This window comes from Mumia sp. Pv4-285 (assembly GCF_041320275.1).
In the GTDB taxonomy this organism is placed as follows: domain Bacteria; phylum Actinomycetota; class Actinomycetes; order Propionibacteriales; family Nocardioidaceae; genus Mumia; species Mumia qirimensis.
The window spans coordinates 2,926,473-2,943,629 of sequence record NZ_CP162023.1 but is presented as its reverse complement, the minus strand read 5'-3'; the positions used below and the strand labels follow the sequence as shown (position 1 = coordinate 2,943,629).

The window sequence follows — 17,157 nt, the reverse complement described above, 5'->3', positions numbered from 1 at the left end:
CAGCCGCCGAACTACTCCAGCCCACCGCCCGCCCGTCCATCACCGCACCCGGAGAACGATGCAGATGACCCCGAAGCTACCGTCCGCCCTCCGTGCCCTGGCTTGTGCCATGGCGCTCGGACTCGTGATGCTGATCTGTGCGCCTGCGGCGTCCGCGGCACCCAAGATCGATGTCAGCAAGACCTCGGGCCTGACGGACGGAGCGTCGATCACCGTCTCGGGGACCGGCTTTGCTCCCAATCTCAAGTCGATCGCCGTCGGCCAGTGCAAGACCGGCTACACCGGACCCGCCGACTGCAACACCGCGACGGGCGCGACGTTCGTGAACGCGGACGCCAGCGGCAGCTTCAAGGCCGTCACGCTGAAGATGAAGGAGAAGTTCGGTTCGGTCGACTGCACCAAGCAGAAGTGCGTGATCGGTGCGGCACCGCTGCCGACGAACAACTCTGCGGCCGTGGTCTCCGCCAACACCGTGGACGTCGTGCTGGAGTTCGGCGCTGCGGCACCGGTCGCTGACCCGGCTCCCACCGAGGCCGCGCCGGCCCCGGAGCCGACGCAGGCCGTCGCGCCGGAGACGAACACGGCCGGTGACCTCCCCAAGACGGGCGGCATGGACAGCCTGCCGGTGCTGCTGCTGGCCGCCTCGGCACTGGTGCTCCCGGGCCTCGCACTGCTGGTCGGCATGCCGTCACGACGCCGCGGCGGAGCGAGCGCGTGAGGGCGCCCGGGCGCGTCCGCGCTCTCGCACGCGTCGTGGGCGCCACACTCCTGGCATCGGCGTCCCTCGCTGTCGTCGCCGCGCCGGCGTCGGCAGCAGCGGGCACGCCGGCGACCGGGGAGGCGACGCTCACGTGCCAGCTGTCGGGCTTCGTGAACCGGCCCTTCGACTACCCGATCGAGGTCGAGATCTCGGGCTACCGTGCCGCCGAGGGCGACCCCGTCACGCTGACCGCAGACCTCAACGACATGCCTGGTCTCTCACCGGCGCCGATTCAGAACTACCAGATGGACGTGACCCTCGACCTCGAGGTCGAGGGCGCGGCCGTCACCCTCACCGGCGGGGGAAAGCCGACGGCCGCCGCGAACGCGCCGGTCCCCGTTCCGACCATGACGGGAGAGATCGATTCAGACGCGTCGGACCTCGAGATCAAGGTCAAGAAGTTCACCTTCAACTTCCCGATCCTGACACTGCGGGCCGACTGCCCGGCCGACCTCGCGCTCTCGACACTCACCGTGGGCGACGAGACGCCACCGCCGACGACCGCTCCGACGACTGCGCCGCCGACGACCGCTCCGACGACCGCCGTTCCTACGACTCCGGCACCCACCTCGAAGGAAGGCGAACCGGCCACGGGCACGGTGAACTTCGCGTGCACCCTGAGCCTCGGCTCGAAGTTCGAGTATCCGGCGGAGATGTCGGTGTCCGGCTACCGCGCGAAGGACGGCGACCCGGTCGCGCTGCAGGCGACGATGAGCGATCTGCCCGGCATGTCTCCCGTCCCGATCAACGGCTCGATGGACTTCACCCTCGGTCTCACGGTCGGGGGTACGGCGACGACGCTCAAGGCGACCAGCACGGTCGACGCGGCGGCGAAGGCCGAGGTCAAGGTCCCGACGCTCACGGGCTCCGTGAAGGCGAGCGGTGACGAGCTCGACGTGTCGGGCAAGTCTTTCACGTTCGACTTCCCGTCCGCAGGGATCGGAGCGGAGTGCACCGGTGACGGAGAGCTCTCGAAGCTCGTCGTCGGTGACGAGGCTCCCGAGGACGGAGACGATCCGCCCGGCGGTGGCGGTGGTGGTGGCGGTGACACCGGCGGCGAGCAGCTGCCGAAGACCGGTGGCACCGACGCGCTTCCCGTGATCGCGCTGGTGGCGAGCGCCCTGCTGATGATGGGCGCCGCGGGCCTCGTGCTCGTACCCGCGCGTCGACGAACGGTGTCGGGCGGCTGATCCTCGGCCACCGACGCCCCACGAACGGCGGGCTCCCTGCGTACCTGTCAACGTCAGGGAGTCCGCCTCTGTGCACCTGCTCCCGCTTGACGACGTGACGACATGACGAAGCCCCGACGGGACCTCCCGTCGGGGCAACGTGTCGTCAGGTGCGCGAGTGAGTGCTCAGACCTGCTCGAGCAGGGGGTGAGCGACGTACGACCGCCGTGCGACGAACCCGGTGTCGGCGAGCCGCGCCACCGAGATCGGTGCGGACGGTGCGGCGATCTCGCCACGGTAGGTCAGGCCGGGCAGGCCCTGACTGGCGCCGATCACGTCGAAGATCTCGCCGTTGCGGGGTGGCAGCTCGGGGTGGGTGAGGTTGAAGAGACCCACGGTGCGGTTCTCGACGGCATGCACGATGGCGTCGGCGGCGTCGTCGACCGACAGCCGGTAGAAGAGCGCGTCGGCCCCGAACGGGACCGAGCCGCCGAGGTACTGGTGGGCCATCGCGACCTTCGTCTCGATCGGCGGATCGTCTGCACCGAAGATGTCGCCGCAGCGGAACACCGTCGCACGGTCGCCGGCGGCGTCCAGATAGGTCGCCTCCATCGCGAGGAAGCGGCTCGGGCTCGGATCGCTCGACGTCGTCACCGGAGAGTCCTCGGTGACCGCGTCGAGATGGTCGCTCGCGTCACCGTAGACCGAGAGTGAGGAGAGTGCGACCAGGTGCGGTGAGCCGGGGGCCGACGTCACGCTCTCGGCCGTCGCGACGAGGATCTCGTGGTACGTCGCGGCGCGGTCCTCGGGCGTCATCGCGCGTGCGGCCGAGGGCCCGGCCGTCACGACGACGGCGTCGGCCTCGGAGACGTGTGCGTGGACGGCCTCGCGATCAGCTCCGCGGAGCACGACCACCTCGTCGAAGAGGGTGCTCAGGCCGTCCACCTTCGCCGGGGTGGTCGTGGTGCCCGTGACGTGGTGCCCGCGATCGCGCAGCGTCGCCGCGGCGGCTGTGCCGACGAGGCCGGCACCGATCACGAGCACCCTCATGCGTCACCGCGCATCTGCCCCAGTCCGGCGCGGACCGCGACGAGGTCCTCGACCCGCTCGGCGCCGAGGAACTTCTTCGACAGCTCGTTCATGGGGTCGAGGGTGTAGCCGTACGTGCGCAGGAGGTGGTCGCGCTTGCGGAGCTCGGCGCGCTCCTCCGGCGGCACGGGGGTTGCGTTCTGGACCCACGAGAGCCACGTCTCCACGCGCTCCTCCACGGCCTTGCGGAGGGTGTCCACGATGTCGGCGTCGGAGCTGGCGGCGACGTAGGAGTTGCCCACCGGCGAGAGGAAGGCGCGCATGTAGGTGCCGTGGCTGACGGACCAGGTGAAGCGGTCGTCGCTGCGCAGCGAGAGCCAGGAGGAGTTCTCGGGCTCGTAGTACTTGTCGAGGTACGCGATGTCGGTCGTGATGTCGCGGCGCGCCACGAGATCGCTGAAGTGGAAGATGTTGGGGATGGTGCCGAACACGATCACGAGGTGCGGTACGTCGATGTGCGGGCCGAGCCACACCTGGAGGTTCATGTCGAGGATCGAGGCGCTGCGGTTGCCGATCCACGAGTGGACGAGCCACTCGGCGCCGTTGTCGGGGTCGCCGGCGTAGGTGTTGAGGGAGCCCTCGTACGAGCCGTCCGGGGTGCTCCACGCCTCAAGGTCCGCACTGCTGGCGTGCGGCACGACGTCGAGCACCTCCGTGATGCGCTCCTTGGCGGCGGTGAGGATGTCCCAGAACGCCTGCCAGAGCTCGCGAACGTCGACGTCGGGGGCTTCGGCCAGGAACTCAGGGATGGTCTTGGTCTGCGAGCTGCTGCTTGTCATGACAGAAGTGTAAAGATATATGATCTATGAGTCGAGACCTCTGGAGGATTGCATGATCGTCGTCGTGAGCCAGGCATGGACCAAGCCGGGAGAGGAGCACGCCGATGCCTACATCGCGCTCTCGGAGAAGTTCGGAGTCCTCTTCCGCGACCACTCCGGGTTCCGCGGACGGCGACTGATCCGTGGCGTCGAGGACAGGACCCACTTCACGCACCTCCGCTTCTTCGACAGCGTGGAGGACTACGACGCCTGTACGCAGGCGCCCGACTACGGGGACCACCTCGTGGCGATGTACGAGCACCTGCAGCCGTACGACTCCTATCCGCGGGAGTTCATGGAGGTCGTCATCGACGAGCCGGACCCCCGGTGACCACGTTCGTGCTCGTCCACGGAGCATTCCGCGGAGGGTGGTCGTGGCGCCGGGTGCGGCCGCTTCTCGTCGCGGCCGGCCACGACGTCTACGCGCCGAGCCTCTCCGGCGCGGGTGAGCGCGCGTCAGGGGTCGCGAGCGTGCAGGGGTTGTCGTCGTGGGTCGACGAGATCGTCGGACTGCTGGAGGTCGAGGACCTCGACGACGTGGTGCTCGTCGGCCACAGCCAGGGCGCCGTCGTCGCCCGGGCGGTCGCCGACGCGGTTCCGGACCGGCTCAGGCACCTGGTCTTCGTCGACGGCGCCGTCCCCGACGTGGGGGAGCGGGCGGTCGACCTGACGCCCGGCGCGACGGGCCTGCCGCCGCGAGACACGCTGATTCCGGCCCGGCCGCCGGCCGCCGACGGCGACCTCGATGCCGAGACGGCCGCCTGGATCGCGACCCGCCTGACCCCGACCCCGTTCGCGCCGTCGTTGGACCCGCGGCCGGGTCCGGCCTCCGACGTCCCGGTGGCGTACGTCTTCTGCAGTGGCACGCCTGCCGGCTACCCGTCCGAGACGACCCGCTCACGCCTCGACGAGCGCGGGACGCCGTACGCGCTGATCGACGCCGGTCACGACGCCCCGCTCACGGCTCCCGCGCTCGTCGCGCGCTCGCTCATGCAGGTACTGGCACGTCCCGCTTGACGACCTTCCCGGCGGCGTTGCGGGGGAGCACCTCGATCGCCGACCAGCGTCGCGGCACCTTGAACCCGGCCAGCCTGGTACGGCAGTACGCCTCGAGGGAGGCGACGTCGAGCTCGACGCCCGCACGCAGCACCAGGACGGCCGCGACCTCCTCGCCCCACTGCTCCGACGTCGCTCCGAGGACGCAGGCATCGACGACGTCGGGATGCGTGACGAGGACGTCCTCGATCTCGCGCGGGTACACGTTGATGCCGCCGGAGACGATCATGTCGCTCACGCGCCCGACGATGTGCACGTAGCCCTCGTCGTCGAGGCGCACGAGGTCGCCGCAGGTGACGAACCCGTCCTCGGTGGTGCAGGAGGCCGTGGCCTCCGGGTTCTTGAAGTAGCCGCGCATGAGGTACGGCGACCGGCTGAACAGCTCGCCGGTCCCGCCGTTCCCGACGACCGTGCCGTCGGCGGCGACGACGCGGATCTCCGTCATGTACCACGGCTGGCCGACCGAGCCGGGCTTGCGAGCCATGTCGACCGGTCGGAGGTTCGTGATGATCCCGCTCTCCGTGGAGCCGTACAGCTCGTGCACGGCGACCCCGGGGAAGGTCTCCATCACCCACTGCTTGAGCTCCCAGGGCAGCGCCGCAGCGTTGAAGTAGAGGGTGTCGAGGGTGCTCAGGTCGCGGGCCGCGATCGCGTCGGCGCCCAGCGCGCGCAGCATCTGGGCGTGCGCCGGCACCAGGAACACCGACTGGACGCTGTGGCGCTCCACGAGGTCCAGCATCTCCTCGGGGGACCACTTCGGGAGCATGACGACCGTGCCGCCGGTGAAGACCGGCGCGTAGCCGAAGGCGAAGCCCGCCCCGTGGTACATCGGAGCGACGGCGAGCGAGACGCGGCCGTGGCCCAGGCCCCACTCGGCTGCCGACTGGTAGAAGGTCAGCGTCCGGGACCGGTGACTGATCATCACGCCCTTCGGCTGACCGGTCGTCCCAGACGTGTAGGCGATGCAGAACGGGTCCGACTCGTCGACGGTCCGCTCCGGTGCCACCGGCGACGCGGCGGCGAGTGCACCCTCGTAGTCGAGAACGGGCACTGCGTCGATCGCTCCGTCCGCTCCGTCGATGGCGACGACCGCGATGCCGAGGTCGGCGGCGGCCTCGCTCACGAGGTCGATCAGTGCGCCGTCCACGACGACCGCGCGCGCCTCGGCGTGCTCGAGGATGAACCGCGCCTCGCCCGGGGTGTAGCGAGGGTTCACGGGGATCATCGTCATCGCTGCCATCGCGATGCCGCAGGCGATCTCGGGGTGCTCGAGTCGGTTTCCGACGCAGACGGCGACGTGCACGGCATCGCCGAGCTCGAGATCGATGAGCGCGTTCGCCCAGCGGGCGGCACGCTCGCCGAGGTCGCGGTAGGTCAGGGAGCGGTTGCCGTCGAGGACGGCGGTCGCGTCGGGGGTGGCGCGAGCGAACTCGCGGACGCCGTTGGCGATGTTCAGGGAAGCGCCGAAAGCTGTCAGTGTCACGGTGAGCACCTCGTACGTGGGCAGTTTTTGAAGGAGGGCCGTTTCGGAACAGTGTTCCGCGATAGGTAGGCTCGCGTCCACGAAACTGATGTGGTGCGAGCGAGCTCGACGTCGTCCCGGCAGGTCAAGCCGCATGCGCCTTGCAACTGCTGCAGACTTCGTGAGAGAACAGATCCGCCCGGGTCGGGGCCTCCCGACCCGTTCGATGCACAAGGAGCCGCCTGATGCCGCCGAGGACCAAGACGTCGGACAACGGCGCCACGAGCAGCAGCGCCACGATCGCGACGGTCGAGCGCGCGGCGGACATCCTGCTGCTCTTCGCCGACCGTCCTGGTCCGGACCTCGGGGTCACGGAGATCGCCGACGCCCTCGACCTGTCCAAGGCCGCCGTCCACCGCGTCCTCGCGTCGCTGCGCAGCCGCGGGCTGGTCGACCTCGACGAGCGCTCGCGGCGCTACTCGCTCGGCGTCGCCGCCATGCGGCTCGGCCTCACGTACCTCGACCGCATCGACGTCCGCCGCGTCGGCCGACCCTTCCTCGAGGACCTGTCCGAGCGCACCGACGAGACCGCGACGCTGTCGGTGCTCCTCGGCGACCACAGCCGGATCTACGTCGACCAGGTCACGCCCGACCGCGAGGTCATCATGTCGGTCACCATCGGCGAGCCCTACCCCCTGCACGCGGGCGCCTCGTCGCGGGCCTTCCTGGCATTCCTGCCCGACGAGGAGGTCAACGCCTACCTCGAGGAGACGCCGCTCGACGCCGTCACGGCCAGCACGGTCGTCGACGCCGAGGCCCTCCGCGCAGACCTCGCCGAGGTTCGTCGCCAGGGTTGGGCACACTCGCACGGCGAGCGGATGGACGGAGCGGCGTCCGTCGCCGCCCCTGTGCGGGGCAGCGACGGACGCCCGGTCGCCGTTCTCAGCGTGTGCGGTCCTGCCGAGCGCTTCGAGCGCGAGGTCGACGCGTGCCGCGAGGCGCTGCTCGAGACGGCGGGCGTCCTCTCCCGCCGCTTCGGCTGGGCCGGCTGACCGAGGCACGATCAGGCGCTCGGCCGTGCGAGGTAGCGCCCGCCGCTCGTCGCGGTGATCACGCCGTCGGTGAGGACCTGGCGTCCGCGGACGAACGTGTCGGTCACCTTCGCGGTGAGCTCGGCACCCTCGAAGGGCGTGTACTCCTGGGTCGACTCGGAGTCCTCGGCCCGCACCGTCCACGTGTGACCCATGTCGACCAGTGCGATGTCGGCGTCGGCGCCGACCCGGATCGCACCCTTGGTCGCTCCGAGGCCGTAACGCTCAGCGGGGTTCGTGGCCGTCAGGCGCGCGATGCGGTCGAGGCCGAGCCCGCGCTTGCGGCCCTCGGTGATCATCCCGGCCAGGAGGTACTCCGCACCGCCGAAACCGGACTTCGCCAGGAACACGTCGTCGCGGTCCTCGCCGAACTTCTGCTCGTCGCGGCAGCACGCGTGGTCGCTCACCACCCAGTCGATGTTTCCGGCGAGGACGTGCTCCCACAGCGCCTCGACGTCCTCCCGGGGCCTCAGCGGCGGGTTGACCTTGCCGCCGATGCCGTGGGCGGTGTCGCAGTCCGCGAGCAGGTGACCGACGGTGACCTCGCGGCGGAAGTCGACGTGCGGGAAGGCCTCCGCCATCCGCACCGCCGCGTCGACGGCCTTGCGCGAGGTGAGGTGCAGCAGGTTGATCGTCGGCAGGCCCGTCTCGTGCGCGAGGTACGACGCGATGGTGACCGCCAGACCCTCCGAGTGCGGCGGGCGCGACGCGCTGTAGGCGGGAAGGCCCGACAACGACCCGTCCTCCTCGACGAGCTTCGTGTACGCACTCATGATCTCGGCGGTCTCGCAGTGCAGCGACAGCGAGATCTGGTCGGCCATGTCGGGGTACTGCTCGCGGGCCGCCTGCACGCCGCGCATCACGAACTCGAAGTGCGCCAGGTCGTAGCGCTCGCCCTCCGGCGTCATGAGGAACGCGCGCTGGTCCTCGGAGCGCCCGTGGAGGCCATGGCTCCCGTAGAACATGAAGATCTTGAACGACGTGACGCCGTGCTCCTTGACGAGAGCCGGGATCTCGTCGATGTGGCCCTTCGACATGGGCGCGAGGTGGAACGCGTAGTCGACGATCGACCGGCCTTCGGTGGCGGCGAGAACCTCCGGGAAGAAGTCGGCGTACGAGCCGCCCTTGTTGAGGTAGTACTGCCCCGTACGCATGTAGTTGAGCGCCGTCGTCACGCCGCCCTGGGCGCAGGCCCGGCTCTCGGTCGCGGTGTCCTCCGGGAGCGGGTTGTAGATGCCCCAGTGCTGGTGCGCGTCGACGACGCCGGGGAACGCCGTACGCCCCGCGGCGTCGACGAGGTCGACCCCGGGCTCGACCGGGAGGTCAGGTGCGAGGACGGCGATCTTGCCGTCGCGGATCCCGATGTCGAGCGTACGCGGATCCGTCGCGCCGCTCACCATGACGTCGGCGTTCTTGATGATCAGGTCGAGGTCGCTCATGCGGACTCCTCCTCGGTCGGTGTGGCGGGGGTGCTCTGGAAGTGGGTGAGTCGCGCCATGAGTGTCGCGACGTCCGTGGCGCCATCGAGGCCGAGGACGTCGCGTCGGACGCTGTCGGCGACGTCGGGTGAGATCCTCCCGGCGACGTTGTCGCGGAACTTGCAGGCGAGCTCCTCGTCGGACAGCGGACGCTGCGGGCCGCCACGGTTGGTGAAGACCTCCTCCACCAGGACGTCGCCGGAGGTCGTCGTGAGCGTCACGACCGCCGGGAACTGGTGTGGATAGATCGCGTCGCAGCGCTCGTCGGGGACGACGTCGACGATCGCCATCAACGCGCGGCGGCGTGGCTCCTGAGCCAGCTCGTCGGTGAAGTCGTCGAGCCCGACCCCGAGCCCGCCGCCCCCGAGCAGGCCGGCCACGACGGCGTACGGTCCGCTGAACTGGGCCTGGTAGCCGGTCTGCGGGGCGCGCTTCGTCTCCAGCGGCGCACCGATCGTACGGATGACGGCGGTGGGCGCTCCGATCGTGATCGACGCGACGTCCTCGGCCCTGATGCCGCGGGCGCGCAGAGCCAGCCCGGCGTCGATCGACGTGTGGGTGAAGTGGTTCGCCGGGTACGGCTTGAAGAAGATCCCGGGGACCGCCCACTCCTTGCCGAGGCCGTCGGTGACCGCCTCCGGGAAGAACCGTCCGTGCAGCCACGCCTCGAAGAAGCCGAACCGGCCCTCGAGCACGGTCGGGGGGCCGGTGAAGCCTCGGCGTGCGAGCTGCGCGGCGGTGACTCCCGCCTGGGCGGCGAGCCCGCAGTGCAGGCGCTTGACCGTGCCGCCGGTCCGGTTCGCCTCGATGATGCCGGAGGCCATCGACGCGGTCAGGCCGAGAGCGTCCAGGACGCCTTTCTCGTCTGCGCCGTAGATGATCGACGCCGCGACCGCACTGCCCATGGCACCGGTGATCGACGTGGCGTGCTGCCCGTGCTCGAAGAACACCGAGTTGCCGAGCTCCTGGTCGTAGCCGGCCATGCCCAGGCGTACGGCGACCTCGAGGCCGACCGCGATCGCGCGCACGGTGAGCGCGCCGTCGGCACCGGCGTGCTCGGCCGCGGCGAGAGCGGCCGGCACCACGCTGGCGCTGGGGTGCAGGACGGAGGGCAGGTGCGTGTCGTCGTAGTCGAGGGAGTGCGCCAGGACGCCGTTGACGAGGGCGGCCTGTGCCGCGGTGACGCGCTGCGGCACCCCGACGATGGTGGCCTGCTCGTGCCCGCCCTGGTCGAGGACGTGGTCGATGATCGCGGCGCTGGTCTCCAGGCGGTGGGAGGCGACGCACAGGCCCAGGACGTCGAGGACCCGCTGACGGGTGCTGGCGGCGACGTCGTCCGGTACGCCGTCGCGCGCCACGTCGACCGCGAACCGCGCGAGCTGGGCGCCGAGGGTGTCCGGCGCGGGTGCGTCACTCACCGGCGACCACCGCCAGCGGGCGCACGGGAGACCCGGTGGCTCCGAAGAAGGGAAGCGGCGAGAGGACGAAGACGAACGCGTGGATGCCGGCGACGGCCAGCTCCTCGAGGTCCATCGCCTCGATGATGTAGATGCCGTTCTCGACGAGCAGCACGCGGTGTGCCGGCAGAGTCGCATGACCGGCGCCCGGGGGAAGGCACTCGAAGGCGATGGTGTCCGCGCCGGTCGCGTGGACGCCCCGGTCGGCGAGCCACTGGGCTCCGGCCGCTCCGATGCCGGGGACGCCCGAGTCGTGGCCGACGTACAGCTCCTTGGCGCCGTCGTCGAAGTGCTGGCCCCAGCCGCTGCGGACGAGGACCACGTCACCGTCACCGATCTTGCTGCCCTGTCGCGCCACGGTCAGCTCGAGGTCGGCGACCGTGATCTCGTACCCCGGGTCGAGCCGGCCCACGCCCAGCGCGGAGGGGACGTCGAGGAGGACGCCCGGGCGCACCATCGGCGCGATCGTGTGCGCGCCGAGCCGGGCGTACCGGCCGCCCTCGAGCGCGTCGGCGACGTCGAGGCCGCCGTACAGCTTGCCGTCGTGGGAGACGTGCGCCAGCGCGTCGATGTGGGTCCCGACGTGGGTGCCCATCGTGATCATGTCGTTCGCGGCGGACCCGCCGTCGACGCGCACCGTGTCGCCGTGGCGGCGGGGGAGCGAGTGCCAGTACGCGGGGTGGTTCGGGGACTGCGGCATGCCGACCGTGAGCGGGCGGCCGAGGTCCACGACGCGGACGCCGGCGCGCACGGCGTCGAGCAGCGGCGACGGTGCGGCGGTGGTGGGAGGAACGGTAGTCATGGGTCCTCGATCTGGTCAGCGGACGACGTTGCGGGTGCGGAGGTCGTGAAGGGTGTCGGGGTCGACGCCGAGGTCGGCGAGCAGGGCATCGGTGTCCGAGCCGAGGTCGCGGCCGGTGAACCGGATCCGGCCGGGGGTCTGCGACATCCTCCACATCACGTTGTGCTGCAGTACGGGGCCGAGGTCGGGGTCATCGACCTCGACGAGCATCCCGGTCTCGCGCACGTGCGGGTCATCGACGAGGTCCTTCGCCGAGTAGACGGGCGCGACGGCGGCACCGGCGTCGGTGAACGCCGAGACGACCTGGTCGCGGGTGCGCTCGCCGATCCATCCGCCGACGTAGCCGTCGAGGAGGTCGGCGTGGAGCGCTCGGCTGTGGCCGGCGGCGAACCAGGGCTCGTCGATCACCTCGGGGTGCCCGACGAGGTGCATGACGCGCTCGGCGATCGCCTGTGCGCTGGTGGAGATGGCGACCCAGTGCCCGTCCGAGGTCTCGTACGTGTTGCGGGGCGCGTTGTTGTGCGACCGGTTGCCGTGGCGGGTGCCGACGGTGCCGAGCTGCTGGTAGACGGTCGGGCCCGGTCCGACGGCGGCCATGATGGGCTCGAGCAGGCTCATGTCGACGACCTGTCCCTGACCGCCGTTGTGCTCGCGCGCGAGGAGGGCCATCGACACGGCCGAGGAGGCGGCGATGCCGCAGATCGAGTCGGCGAGGCCGAAGGCCGGCAGGGTCGGGGGCCCGTCGGGCTGGCCGGTGAGGTGGGCGAAGCCGCTCATCGCCTCCGCGAGGGTGCCGAACCCGGCGCGGGACGCGTACGGGCCCCGCTGGCCGAAGCCGGTGATGCGGACGAGGACGAGGCCGGGGTTGATCTCCTGCAGGCGCTCGGGGGACAGACCCCAACGCTCGAGGGTGCCGGGGCGGAAGTTCTCGACGACCACGTCGGCGGTCGCGACGAGCCGGGCGAAGACCTCGGCTCCCTCGGGCGCCGAGAGGCTGAGTCCGATCGTCTGCTTGTTGCGGGCGATCTCCTTCCACCACAGCGGCGTGCCGTCCTTGCTCTCGCCGTGGCCGCGCATGCTGTCGCCGGCGGTGGGGTGCTCGATCTTGATCACCTCGGCGCCGAAGTCTCCGAGGATCTGGCAGCAGAGCGGCCCCGCGAGGATCGTGGACGCGTCGATGACGCGTACGCCGGTGAGGGGGCCGTCGCTCAGCGGCGACGGCGCGTGCTGGGGATCAGGAGGAGGACTCGAGGAGTCGTGTTCCATTGTGCGAAACGCCATTCCAGAATCGTAGGCGCGAGTCTCCCGACGGTCAACGCGTGGTGCCGTGTCGCGTTGACGGGGGAGGGAAGGCGCGGTTAGCGTGCAGTGAAACGCTGTTCCACTTTGTGCACGTCCAAGCCGCGGAGTCGCCCTGTGATCGCTCGCTCGTACCTCTACGTCCCCGGCAACGCCCCGGACAAGCTCGCCAAGGTCCTGGACCGCGGTGCGGACGGCGTGATCGTCGACCTCGAGGACGCCGTGCCGTGGCCTGCCAAGGAGTCGGCCCGCGCCGGCGTCGCCGCGTGGCTGCGAGCGCTCGGCGGTGACACCGCGGGCGTCGAGGTGTGGGTCAGGGTGAATGCGGGTCCGCTCGGAGTGACCGACGTCGACTCCGTCGTCGTCCCCGGTCTCGCCGGCGTGATGGTCGCGAAGACCGAGACCCGTGCGGAGATCGAGGCGATCGACGCCGCGCTCGGCAAGGCCGAGGCACGGGAGGGTCTCGCTGCCGGCTCCGTCGGCGTGGTCCCGCTGCTCGAGTCGGCGGCGTCCCTGCTCGACGCCCGGGCGATCGCCGGCGCCCCGCGCGTCGTACGCCTGCAGGTCGGGGAGGCCGACCTGGCCGCCGACCTCGGGTTCGGTGACGGCACCGACGACTCGGACTGGGCGACGATCCGCACCCAGGTCGTACTGGTCAGCGCAGCCACCGGGATCAGCGCACCGGTGGCGCCAGTCTCGACGGACTTCAGTGACCTCGACCGGTTCGCGGAAGGCACCCGTGCCCTGGCGCGGCGCGGATACGTCGGACGGGCCTGCATCCACCCGGCGCAGGTCGCCGTCGCCAACGAGGTCTTCACGCCGAGCGCCGAGGCGGTCGAGAGTGCGAGGGCGCTCGTCACCGTCTTCGACGACGCCGTCGCCGCCGGGTCCGGTGTGATCATCGGACCCGACGGGCGCATGGTCGACGAAGCGGTCGTACGCCGCGCCCGTGCCGTGCTCGCCCTGGCGCGCTGAGGCGCCCGGGCTCACCGCCCGATCACCGTCTCGCCCGAGACGAGCGACTTGGCGACGACGGTGCGGAGGATGTCGTTGGTGCCTTCGCCGATGCTCATGAGGATGGCGTCGCGGTAGAGGCGCTCGACCTCGAACTCGGTGGAGTAGCCGTAGCCGCCGTGGACCTTCATCGCGTCGATGGCGGCCTGGAGCGCGACCTCGGAGCAGAAGATCTTGGCCATGCCCGTGGCTCCGTCGGCGCGTCCGGTGCGGACGGCGTCGGCGGCCCAGTACGCCATCAGGCGCGCGGCCTGGACCTGGGTGCCGAGCTCGCCGAGCTTGAGCTGGATGGCTTGGAAGTCGGCGATGGGTTTGCCGAACGCTTTGCGCTGCTGGGCGTAGGCGAGGGCTTCGTCGTGGGCACGCTGGGCGATCCCGACGGAGCGGGCGGCGATGTTGACGCGACCCCACTCGAGGGCGGACAGCACCTGCTGCATCCCGCGACCCTCGACACCGCCCACCAGCTGGCTGACCGGGACGCGGACGTCCTCGAGGAGGATCTCGCAGGACTCGGTGCCCTTGTAGCCGAGCTTCGGGATGTCCTTGGTGACAGTGAAGCCGGGGGTGTCCGCCTCGATGAGCAGCACGCTCATGCCCTTGTGGGCCGGGGAGGCCGTGGGGTCCGTCTTGACCAGCACCGGGAGCGGGTCGGCGTAGCGGGCGTTCGTGATCCACATCTTGGCGCCGTTCACGACGTAGTGGTCACCGTCGCGGCGAGCGGTCGTGCGGATGCCCTGCAGGTCGGTGCCGGCGTCGGGCTCGGTCAGGCCGATGCCGCTGCGACGCGTGCCGGTGGCGAGGTCGGGGAGGTACTTCTGCTTCTGCTCCGCCGTGGCGTGCATCGCGATCAGGCGGCACGCCAGCGAGTGGCTGCCGAGGATGCCCGCGATGCCCATCCAGCCGCGGGCGATCTCCTCGAAGACCAGTGCGAAGGAGACCGGGTCGAGGTCGAGGCCGCCGTACTCCTCGGGCACCGTGATGCCGAACAGTCCCATGTCGGCCATGCCCGCGACGATCTCGGTCGGGTAGCGGCCCGCCTGCTCCCAGTCGCGCGCGACCGGGACGATCTCGTTGTCGACGAACTGCCGGAGCAGCGCCTTGAACTCGCGCTGGTCCTCGTCGAGCTCGAACTTCATCAGGACTCCTCGGTCGGGTCGTTGGGGCGGAAGCAGGGGAGTGCCCGTCCGTCGGGCAGGTCGGTCCAGACGACCTCGACGCGGTCGCCGATCGACCAGGACTCAGGGTCGGCGCGCCCCTCGAGGCGGGTCAGCACGATCGGGCCTTCGCCGAGACGGACGCGTGCCACGGCGTACGGTGCGTCGAGGTCGGCACGCGGCGGCCGGTGGACCACCGTGAACGTGTCGACGATGCCGGTGCCGGCGACATCGGGCTGGATGAGCGTGGTCGTCGACGAGCAGCCGGTGCAGACAGCACGCGGCGGGTGCTGCCGGTGGCCGCAGGCCGTGCACTCCTGCACCGTGAGGCGGTGCTCGCGGGTGGCGTCCCAGTACGGGGCGGTCACCTCGTCGGCGGGCGGCACGTCGCCGGACACCCAGCCAGGGCGGTCGATGCTCATCGGTCGACTCCCAGGACGACGGTGGCGTGGGTGGAGAGGATGCCGCCGGTGCCGTGGGCGACGGCGATCTGTGCGTCGGGGACCTGGCGCTGTCCGCACTCGCCGCGCAGCTGACGGACCGCCTCGACCAGCAGCAGGACGCCGAGCTGGCCGGGATGGCAGTACGAGAGACCACCGCCGCTGGTGTTGAGGGGCAGTGCGCCGCCCGGGCGGATCCGGCCGTCGGCGATGTAGTCGAACACCTCGCCCGGGCCGCAGAACCCGAGCGCCTCGACGTTGAGCGCTGCCGTGATCGTGAAGGAGTCGTAGACCTCCAGGACATCGACGTCGGCGGGGGAGATGCCGGCGCGCGCGAACGCGTCGGCGCCGGAGCCGACCGCGCCCGGACTGGTGAGGTCGTCGACGGCGGTGAACGAGGTGTTGGTGGTGCGTTCGCCGTAGCCGAGGACCTGCACCGGTTTGTTCGGCAGATGACGGGCGCGTTCGAGCGAGGTGAGCACGACGGCTCCGCCGCCGTCGGTGACCAGGCAGCAGTCGGCCGCGGTCAACGGGCTCGAGATCATCGTCGACCCGACGACGTCGTCGACGCTCAAAGAGCCTTTGCCGTGACGGAACGCCTTCGGGTTCAGCAGGGCCCACTCGCGGGCGGCGACCGCGATCTCTGCGAGCTGCTCGCGGGTGCCGCCGTAGCGGTGCAGGTACGAGCGTGCCGCCATCGCGTAGTACGACAACGGGTAGAGCGGGTCGTACGGCTCCTCGAACTGTGCCTCGGGGATCCAGGGGTCGTGGACGCCACCGAGCTTGCGCGAGCGTGCTGAGCGCTGGTTGGACGCGAAGGAGATCACCACCGTCGTGCACTGCCCGGCCTCGATGGCCTGGGCGGCGCGGGCGACGAACATCTCGAACGCCGACCCGCCGGCGAACGTCGAGTCCGTCCACGTGGGGACGATCCCGAAGTAGTCGGCCAGCTGCGTCGCAGAGAACCGCGACACGCCGGTGGTGGCGATCCCGTCGACATCGGCGAGCGTGAGTCCGGCGTCGGCCAGGGCGCGGCTCACCGCCTGGGTCTGGAGGCCCAGGATCGACAGCCCGGTGACACCGAGGTCGCACTCGGCTGCCCCGACGATCGCGACGCCGGTGCTCACGGGCGCGAGCCCCCGTCTGCGGTGCCGAGCAGGACCCGTGCTGTGGCGGGCTTGACGGCGAACCGGTCGTCGGCACCGTCGACGCCCACGATCGTGACGGCCAGCGCCACCTCGACCGCGTCGTCGTCGACGGCCGTCACCTCCCCTGTGCAGCGGACCGTCTCGCCGGCGAAGACGAGGTTGCGGAAGGAGAAGTCGAGGGTCTGGACGAAGCAGTCCGGGCCGAGCCAGTCCTGCAGCATCTCGACCAGGTACGCGCCGAAGACCTGCCCGTCCACGATCGGACCCGGCAGGCCCTTCGCTGCCGCATAGGCGGTGTCGTAGTGGAGCTGGTGCCAGTCCCAGGTCGCGCCGGCGTAGGCGACCATGTCCGTCAGGGTGATCGTCCGCTCCAGCCGCGCCACTATGTCGCCGACGGCCGGGGGAGCGGTCTGCGAGGTCATGCTGCACCCTCCAGCGCGACGAAGATGATCGTCTCGGTGTTCTCGGCCAGCAGCTCGCCGTGCTGGTTGGTGTAGGTCGCCGTGGACCCGACCACCAGCATGTCGGCGCCAGAGCGGTTCGTCTTCTCGGTCGCGCTGGTGATCTCCCAGGTGGCGGTCACGACGTCGTCCGGGCGGATCCGGCGCGCGAACTCGTACCGGTTGCCGCCACGCACCTGCCGCGTCCCGGGAAGGTGCAGTCCCCAGGTGTGTCCGGCATAGCCCTCGGCGTCCGCAGGCAGCCCCGCGTACTGGTTCGTCTCGCAGACCAGTGTCGGCGGCAGAGTCACCCCGGCCAGGCCGTGCTCACGTGCGAACGCGGCATCGGTGTAGAGGGGGTTGTCGTCGCCGGTCGCGAGGGCGAAGTAGCGTCCGGCGGCGGCACCCATCGCCTCTGGTGCGGTGTAGACGCGCTGCGTGCCCACCAGGGCACGGACCTCGTCGGTCAGCAGTCCCACG

18 protein-coding genes are annotated in these 17,157 nt (G+C 70.7%); 6 read left to right on the top strand and 12 right to left on the bottom strand.

The window, feature by feature from the left end; all coding sequences use genetic code 11:
* Positions 1–109 precede the first annotated feature (109 nt).
* Positions 110–718, top strand: coding sequence for a neocarzinostatin apoprotein domain-containing protein (locus AB3M34_RS14210; protein WP_370614817.1), 609 nt, complete (start codon positions 110–112; stop codon positions 716–718).
* Complete coding sequence (locus tag AB3M34_RS14205; RefSeq protein ID WP_370614816.1) at positions 715–1,950, top strand: hypothetical protein; 1,236 nt, start codon at positions 715–717, stop codon at positions 1,948–1,950. The genes AB3M34_RS14210 and AB3M34_RS14205 overlap by 4 nt, the downstream gene beginning before the upstream one ends.
* Before the next feature lie 165 nt (positions 1,951–2,115).
* Here the strand turns inward: AB3M34_RS14205 and AB3M34_RS14200 are convergent, their stop codons facing one another.
* Positions 2,116–2,979 (bottom strand): NAD-dependent epimerase/dehydratase family protein, encoded by an 864-nt coding sequence (locus tag AB3M34_RS14200; RefSeq protein ID WP_370614815.1) that lies wholly within the window; start codon positions 2,977–2,979, stop codon positions 2,116–2,118.
* On the bottom strand, positions 2,976–3,797 hold the full coding sequence (locus tag AB3M34_RS14195; RefSeq protein ID WP_370614813.1) for a hypothetical protein: 822 nt from the start codon (positions 3,795–3,797) through the stop codon (positions 2,976–2,978). The genes AB3M34_RS14200 and AB3M34_RS14195 overlap by 4 nt, the downstream gene beginning before the upstream one ends.
* 52 nt (positions 3,798–3,849) lie before the next feature.
* On the opposite strand from AB3M34_RS14195, the gene AB3M34_RS14190 reads away from it, so the two are divergent.
* Entirely contained in the window at positions 3,850–4,167 is a 318-nt protein-coding gene (locus AB3M34_RS14190; protein WP_370614811.1) for an antibiotic biosynthesis monooxygenase family protein, read from the top strand.
* A complete protein-coding gene (locus AB3M34_RS14185) occupies positions 4,164–4,853 on the top strand; it encodes an alpha/beta fold hydrolase (protein ID WP_370614810.1) in 690 nt (229 codons plus the stop codon). The genes AB3M34_RS14190 and AB3M34_RS14185 overlap by 4 nt, the downstream gene beginning before the upstream one ends.
* On the opposite strand, the gene AB3M34_RS14180 is transcribed toward AB3M34_RS14185, so the two are convergent.
* Complete coding sequence (locus tag AB3M34_RS14180; protein ID WP_370614808.1) at positions 4,825–6,375, bottom strand: class I adenylate-forming enzyme family protein; 1,551 nt, start codon at positions 6,373–6,375, stop codon at positions 4,825–4,827. The two genes, AB3M34_RS14185 and AB3M34_RS14180, sit on opposite strands and share 29 nt — an antisense overlap.
* Positions 6,376–6,599: 224 nt before the next feature.
* On the opposite strand from AB3M34_RS14180, the gene AB3M34_RS14175 reads away from it, so the two are divergent.
* On the top strand, positions 6,600–7,406 hold the full coding sequence (locus AB3M34_RS14175; protein WP_370614806.1) for an IclR family transcriptional regulator: 807 nt from the start codon (positions 6,600–6,602) through the stop codon (positions 7,404–7,406).
* A gap of 11 nt (positions 7,407–7,417) precedes the next feature.
* Here AB3M34_RS14175 and AB3M34_RS14170 read toward each other — a convergent pair whose 3' ends face one another.
* From AB3M34_RS14170 to AB3M34_RS14155, 4 genes are read right to left on the bottom strand one after another with little or no spacing between them, the layout of a single operon-like run.
* On the bottom strand, positions 7,418–8,884 hold the full coding sequence (locus AB3M34_RS14170; RefSeq protein ID WP_370614805.1) for a dihydroorotase: 1,467 nt from the start codon (positions 8,882–8,884) through the stop codon (positions 7,418–7,420).
* Positions 8,881–10,341 (bottom strand): MmgE/PrpD family protein, encoded by a 1,461-nt coding sequence (locus tag AB3M34_RS14165; RefSeq protein WP_370614803.1) that lies wholly within the window; start codon positions 10,339–10,341, stop codon positions 8,881–8,883. Before AB3M34_RS14165 ends, AB3M34_RS14170 begins: the two co-directional genes overlap by 4 nt.
* Positions 10,334–11,182, bottom strand: a complete 849-nt coding sequence (locus tag AB3M34_RS14160; protein WP_370614801.1) for a cyclase family protein — start codon at positions 11,180–11,182, stop codon at positions 10,334–10,336. Before AB3M34_RS14160 ends, AB3M34_RS14165 begins: the two co-directional genes overlap by 8 nt.
* Before the next feature lie 15 nt (positions 11,183–11,197).
* On the bottom strand, positions 11,198–12,463 hold the full coding sequence (locus tag AB3M34_RS14155; RefSeq protein WP_370614799.1) for a CaiB/BaiF CoA transferase family protein: 1,266 nt from the start codon (positions 12,461–12,463) through the stop codon (positions 11,198–11,200).
* A gap of 135 nt (positions 12,464–12,598) precedes the next feature.
* On the opposite strand from AB3M34_RS14155, the gene AB3M34_RS14150 reads away from it, so the two are divergent.
* Positions 12,599–13,456, top strand: coding sequence for an HpcH/HpaI aldolase/citrate lyase family protein (locus AB3M34_RS14150; RefSeq protein WP_370614797.1), 858 nt, complete (start codon positions 12,599–12,601; stop codon positions 13,454–13,456).
* An 11-nt stretch (positions 13,457–13,467) separates the two neighbouring features.
* On the opposite strand, the gene AB3M34_RS14145 is transcribed toward AB3M34_RS14150, so the two are convergent.
* From AB3M34_RS14145 to AB3M34_RS14125, 5 genes are read right to left on the bottom strand one after another with little or no spacing between them, the layout of a single operon-like run.
* Complete coding sequence (locus AB3M34_RS14145) at positions 13,468–14,631, bottom strand: acyl-CoA dehydrogenase family protein (RefSeq protein WP_370614795.1); 1,164 nt, start codon at positions 14,629–14,631, stop codon at positions 13,468–13,470.
* Entirely contained in the window at positions 14,631–15,071 is a 441-nt protein-coding gene (locus AB3M34_RS14140) for a Zn-ribbon domain-containing OB-fold protein (protein ID WP_370614793.1), read from the bottom strand. Before AB3M34_RS14140 ends, AB3M34_RS14145 begins: the two co-directional genes overlap by 1 nt.
* Positions 15,068–16,216: an acetyl-CoA acetyltransferase gene (locus tag AB3M34_RS14135; RefSeq protein ID WP_370614791.1), complete on the bottom strand. Its 1,149-nt coding sequence runs from the start codon at positions 16,214–16,216 to the stop codon at positions 15,068–15,070. Before AB3M34_RS14135 ends, AB3M34_RS14140 begins: the two co-directional genes overlap by 4 nt.
* On the bottom strand, positions 16,213–16,659 hold the full coding sequence (locus AB3M34_RS14130) for a MaoC/PaaZ C-terminal domain-containing protein (protein ID WP_370614789.1): 447 nt from the start codon (positions 16,657–16,659) through the stop codon (positions 16,213–16,215). Before AB3M34_RS14130 ends, AB3M34_RS14135 begins: the two co-directional genes overlap by 4 nt.
* Positions 16,656–17,156 carry an FAS1-like dehydratase domain-containing protein gene (locus tag AB3M34_RS14125; protein ID WP_370614787.1) on the bottom strand — a complete coding sequence of 167 codons (501 nt, stop codon included), beginning with the start codon at positions 17,154–17,156 and terminating at the stop codon, positions 16,656–16,658. The genes AB3M34_RS14130 and AB3M34_RS14125 overlap by 4 nt, the downstream gene beginning before the upstream one ends.
* Position 17,157: the final 1 nt, after the last annotated feature.

Excerpts from the sequence above, each read along its gene's own strand:
- AB3M34_RS14170 (WP_370614805.1), bottom strand. The coding sequence starts at position 8,884 with ATGAGCGACCTCGACCTGATCATCAAGAACGCCGACGTCATGGTGAGC.
- AB3M34_RS14190 (WP_370614811.1), top strand. The coding sequence starts at position 3,850 with ATGATCGTCGTCGTGAGCCAGGCATGGACCAAGCCGGGAGAGGAGCAC.
- AB3M34_RS14145 (WP_370614795.1), bottom strand. The coding sequence starts at position 14,631 with ATGAAGTTCGAGCTCGACGAGGACCAGCGCGAGTTCAAGGCGCTGCTC.
- AB3M34_RS14200 (WP_370614815.1), bottom strand. The coding sequence starts at position 2,979 with ATGAGGGTGCTCGTGATCGGTGCCGGCCTCGTCGGCACAGCCGCCGCG.
- AB3M34_RS14160 (WP_370614801.1), bottom strand. The coding sequence starts at position 11,182 with ATGACTACCGTTCCTCCCACCACCGCCGCACCGTCGCCGCTGCTCGAC.
- AB3M34_RS14195 (WP_370614813.1), bottom strand. The coding sequence starts at position 3,797 with ATGACAAGCAGCAGCTCGCAGACCAAGACCATCCCTGAGTTCCTGGCC.
- AB3M34_RS14155 (WP_370614799.1), bottom strand. The coding sequence starts at position 12,463 with ATGGCGTTTCGCACAATGGAACACGACTCCTCGAGTCCTCCTCCTGAT.
- AB3M34_RS14175 (WP_370614806.1), top strand. The coding sequence starts at position 6,600 with ATGCCGCCGAGGACCAAGACGTCGGACAACGGCGCCACGAGCAGCAGC.
- AB3M34_RS14210 (WP_370614817.1), top strand. The coding sequence starts at position 110 with ATGGCGCTCGGACTCGTGATGCTGATCTGTGCGCCTGCGGCGTCCGCG.
- AB3M34_RS14140 (WP_370614793.1), bottom strand. The coding sequence starts at position 15,071 with ATGAGCATCGACCGCCCTGGCTGGGTGTCCGGCGACGTGCCGCCCGCC.
- AB3M34_RS14130 (WP_370614789.1), bottom strand. The coding sequence starts at position 16,659 with ATGACCTCGCAGACCGCTCCCCCGGCCGTCGGCGACATAGTGGCGCGG.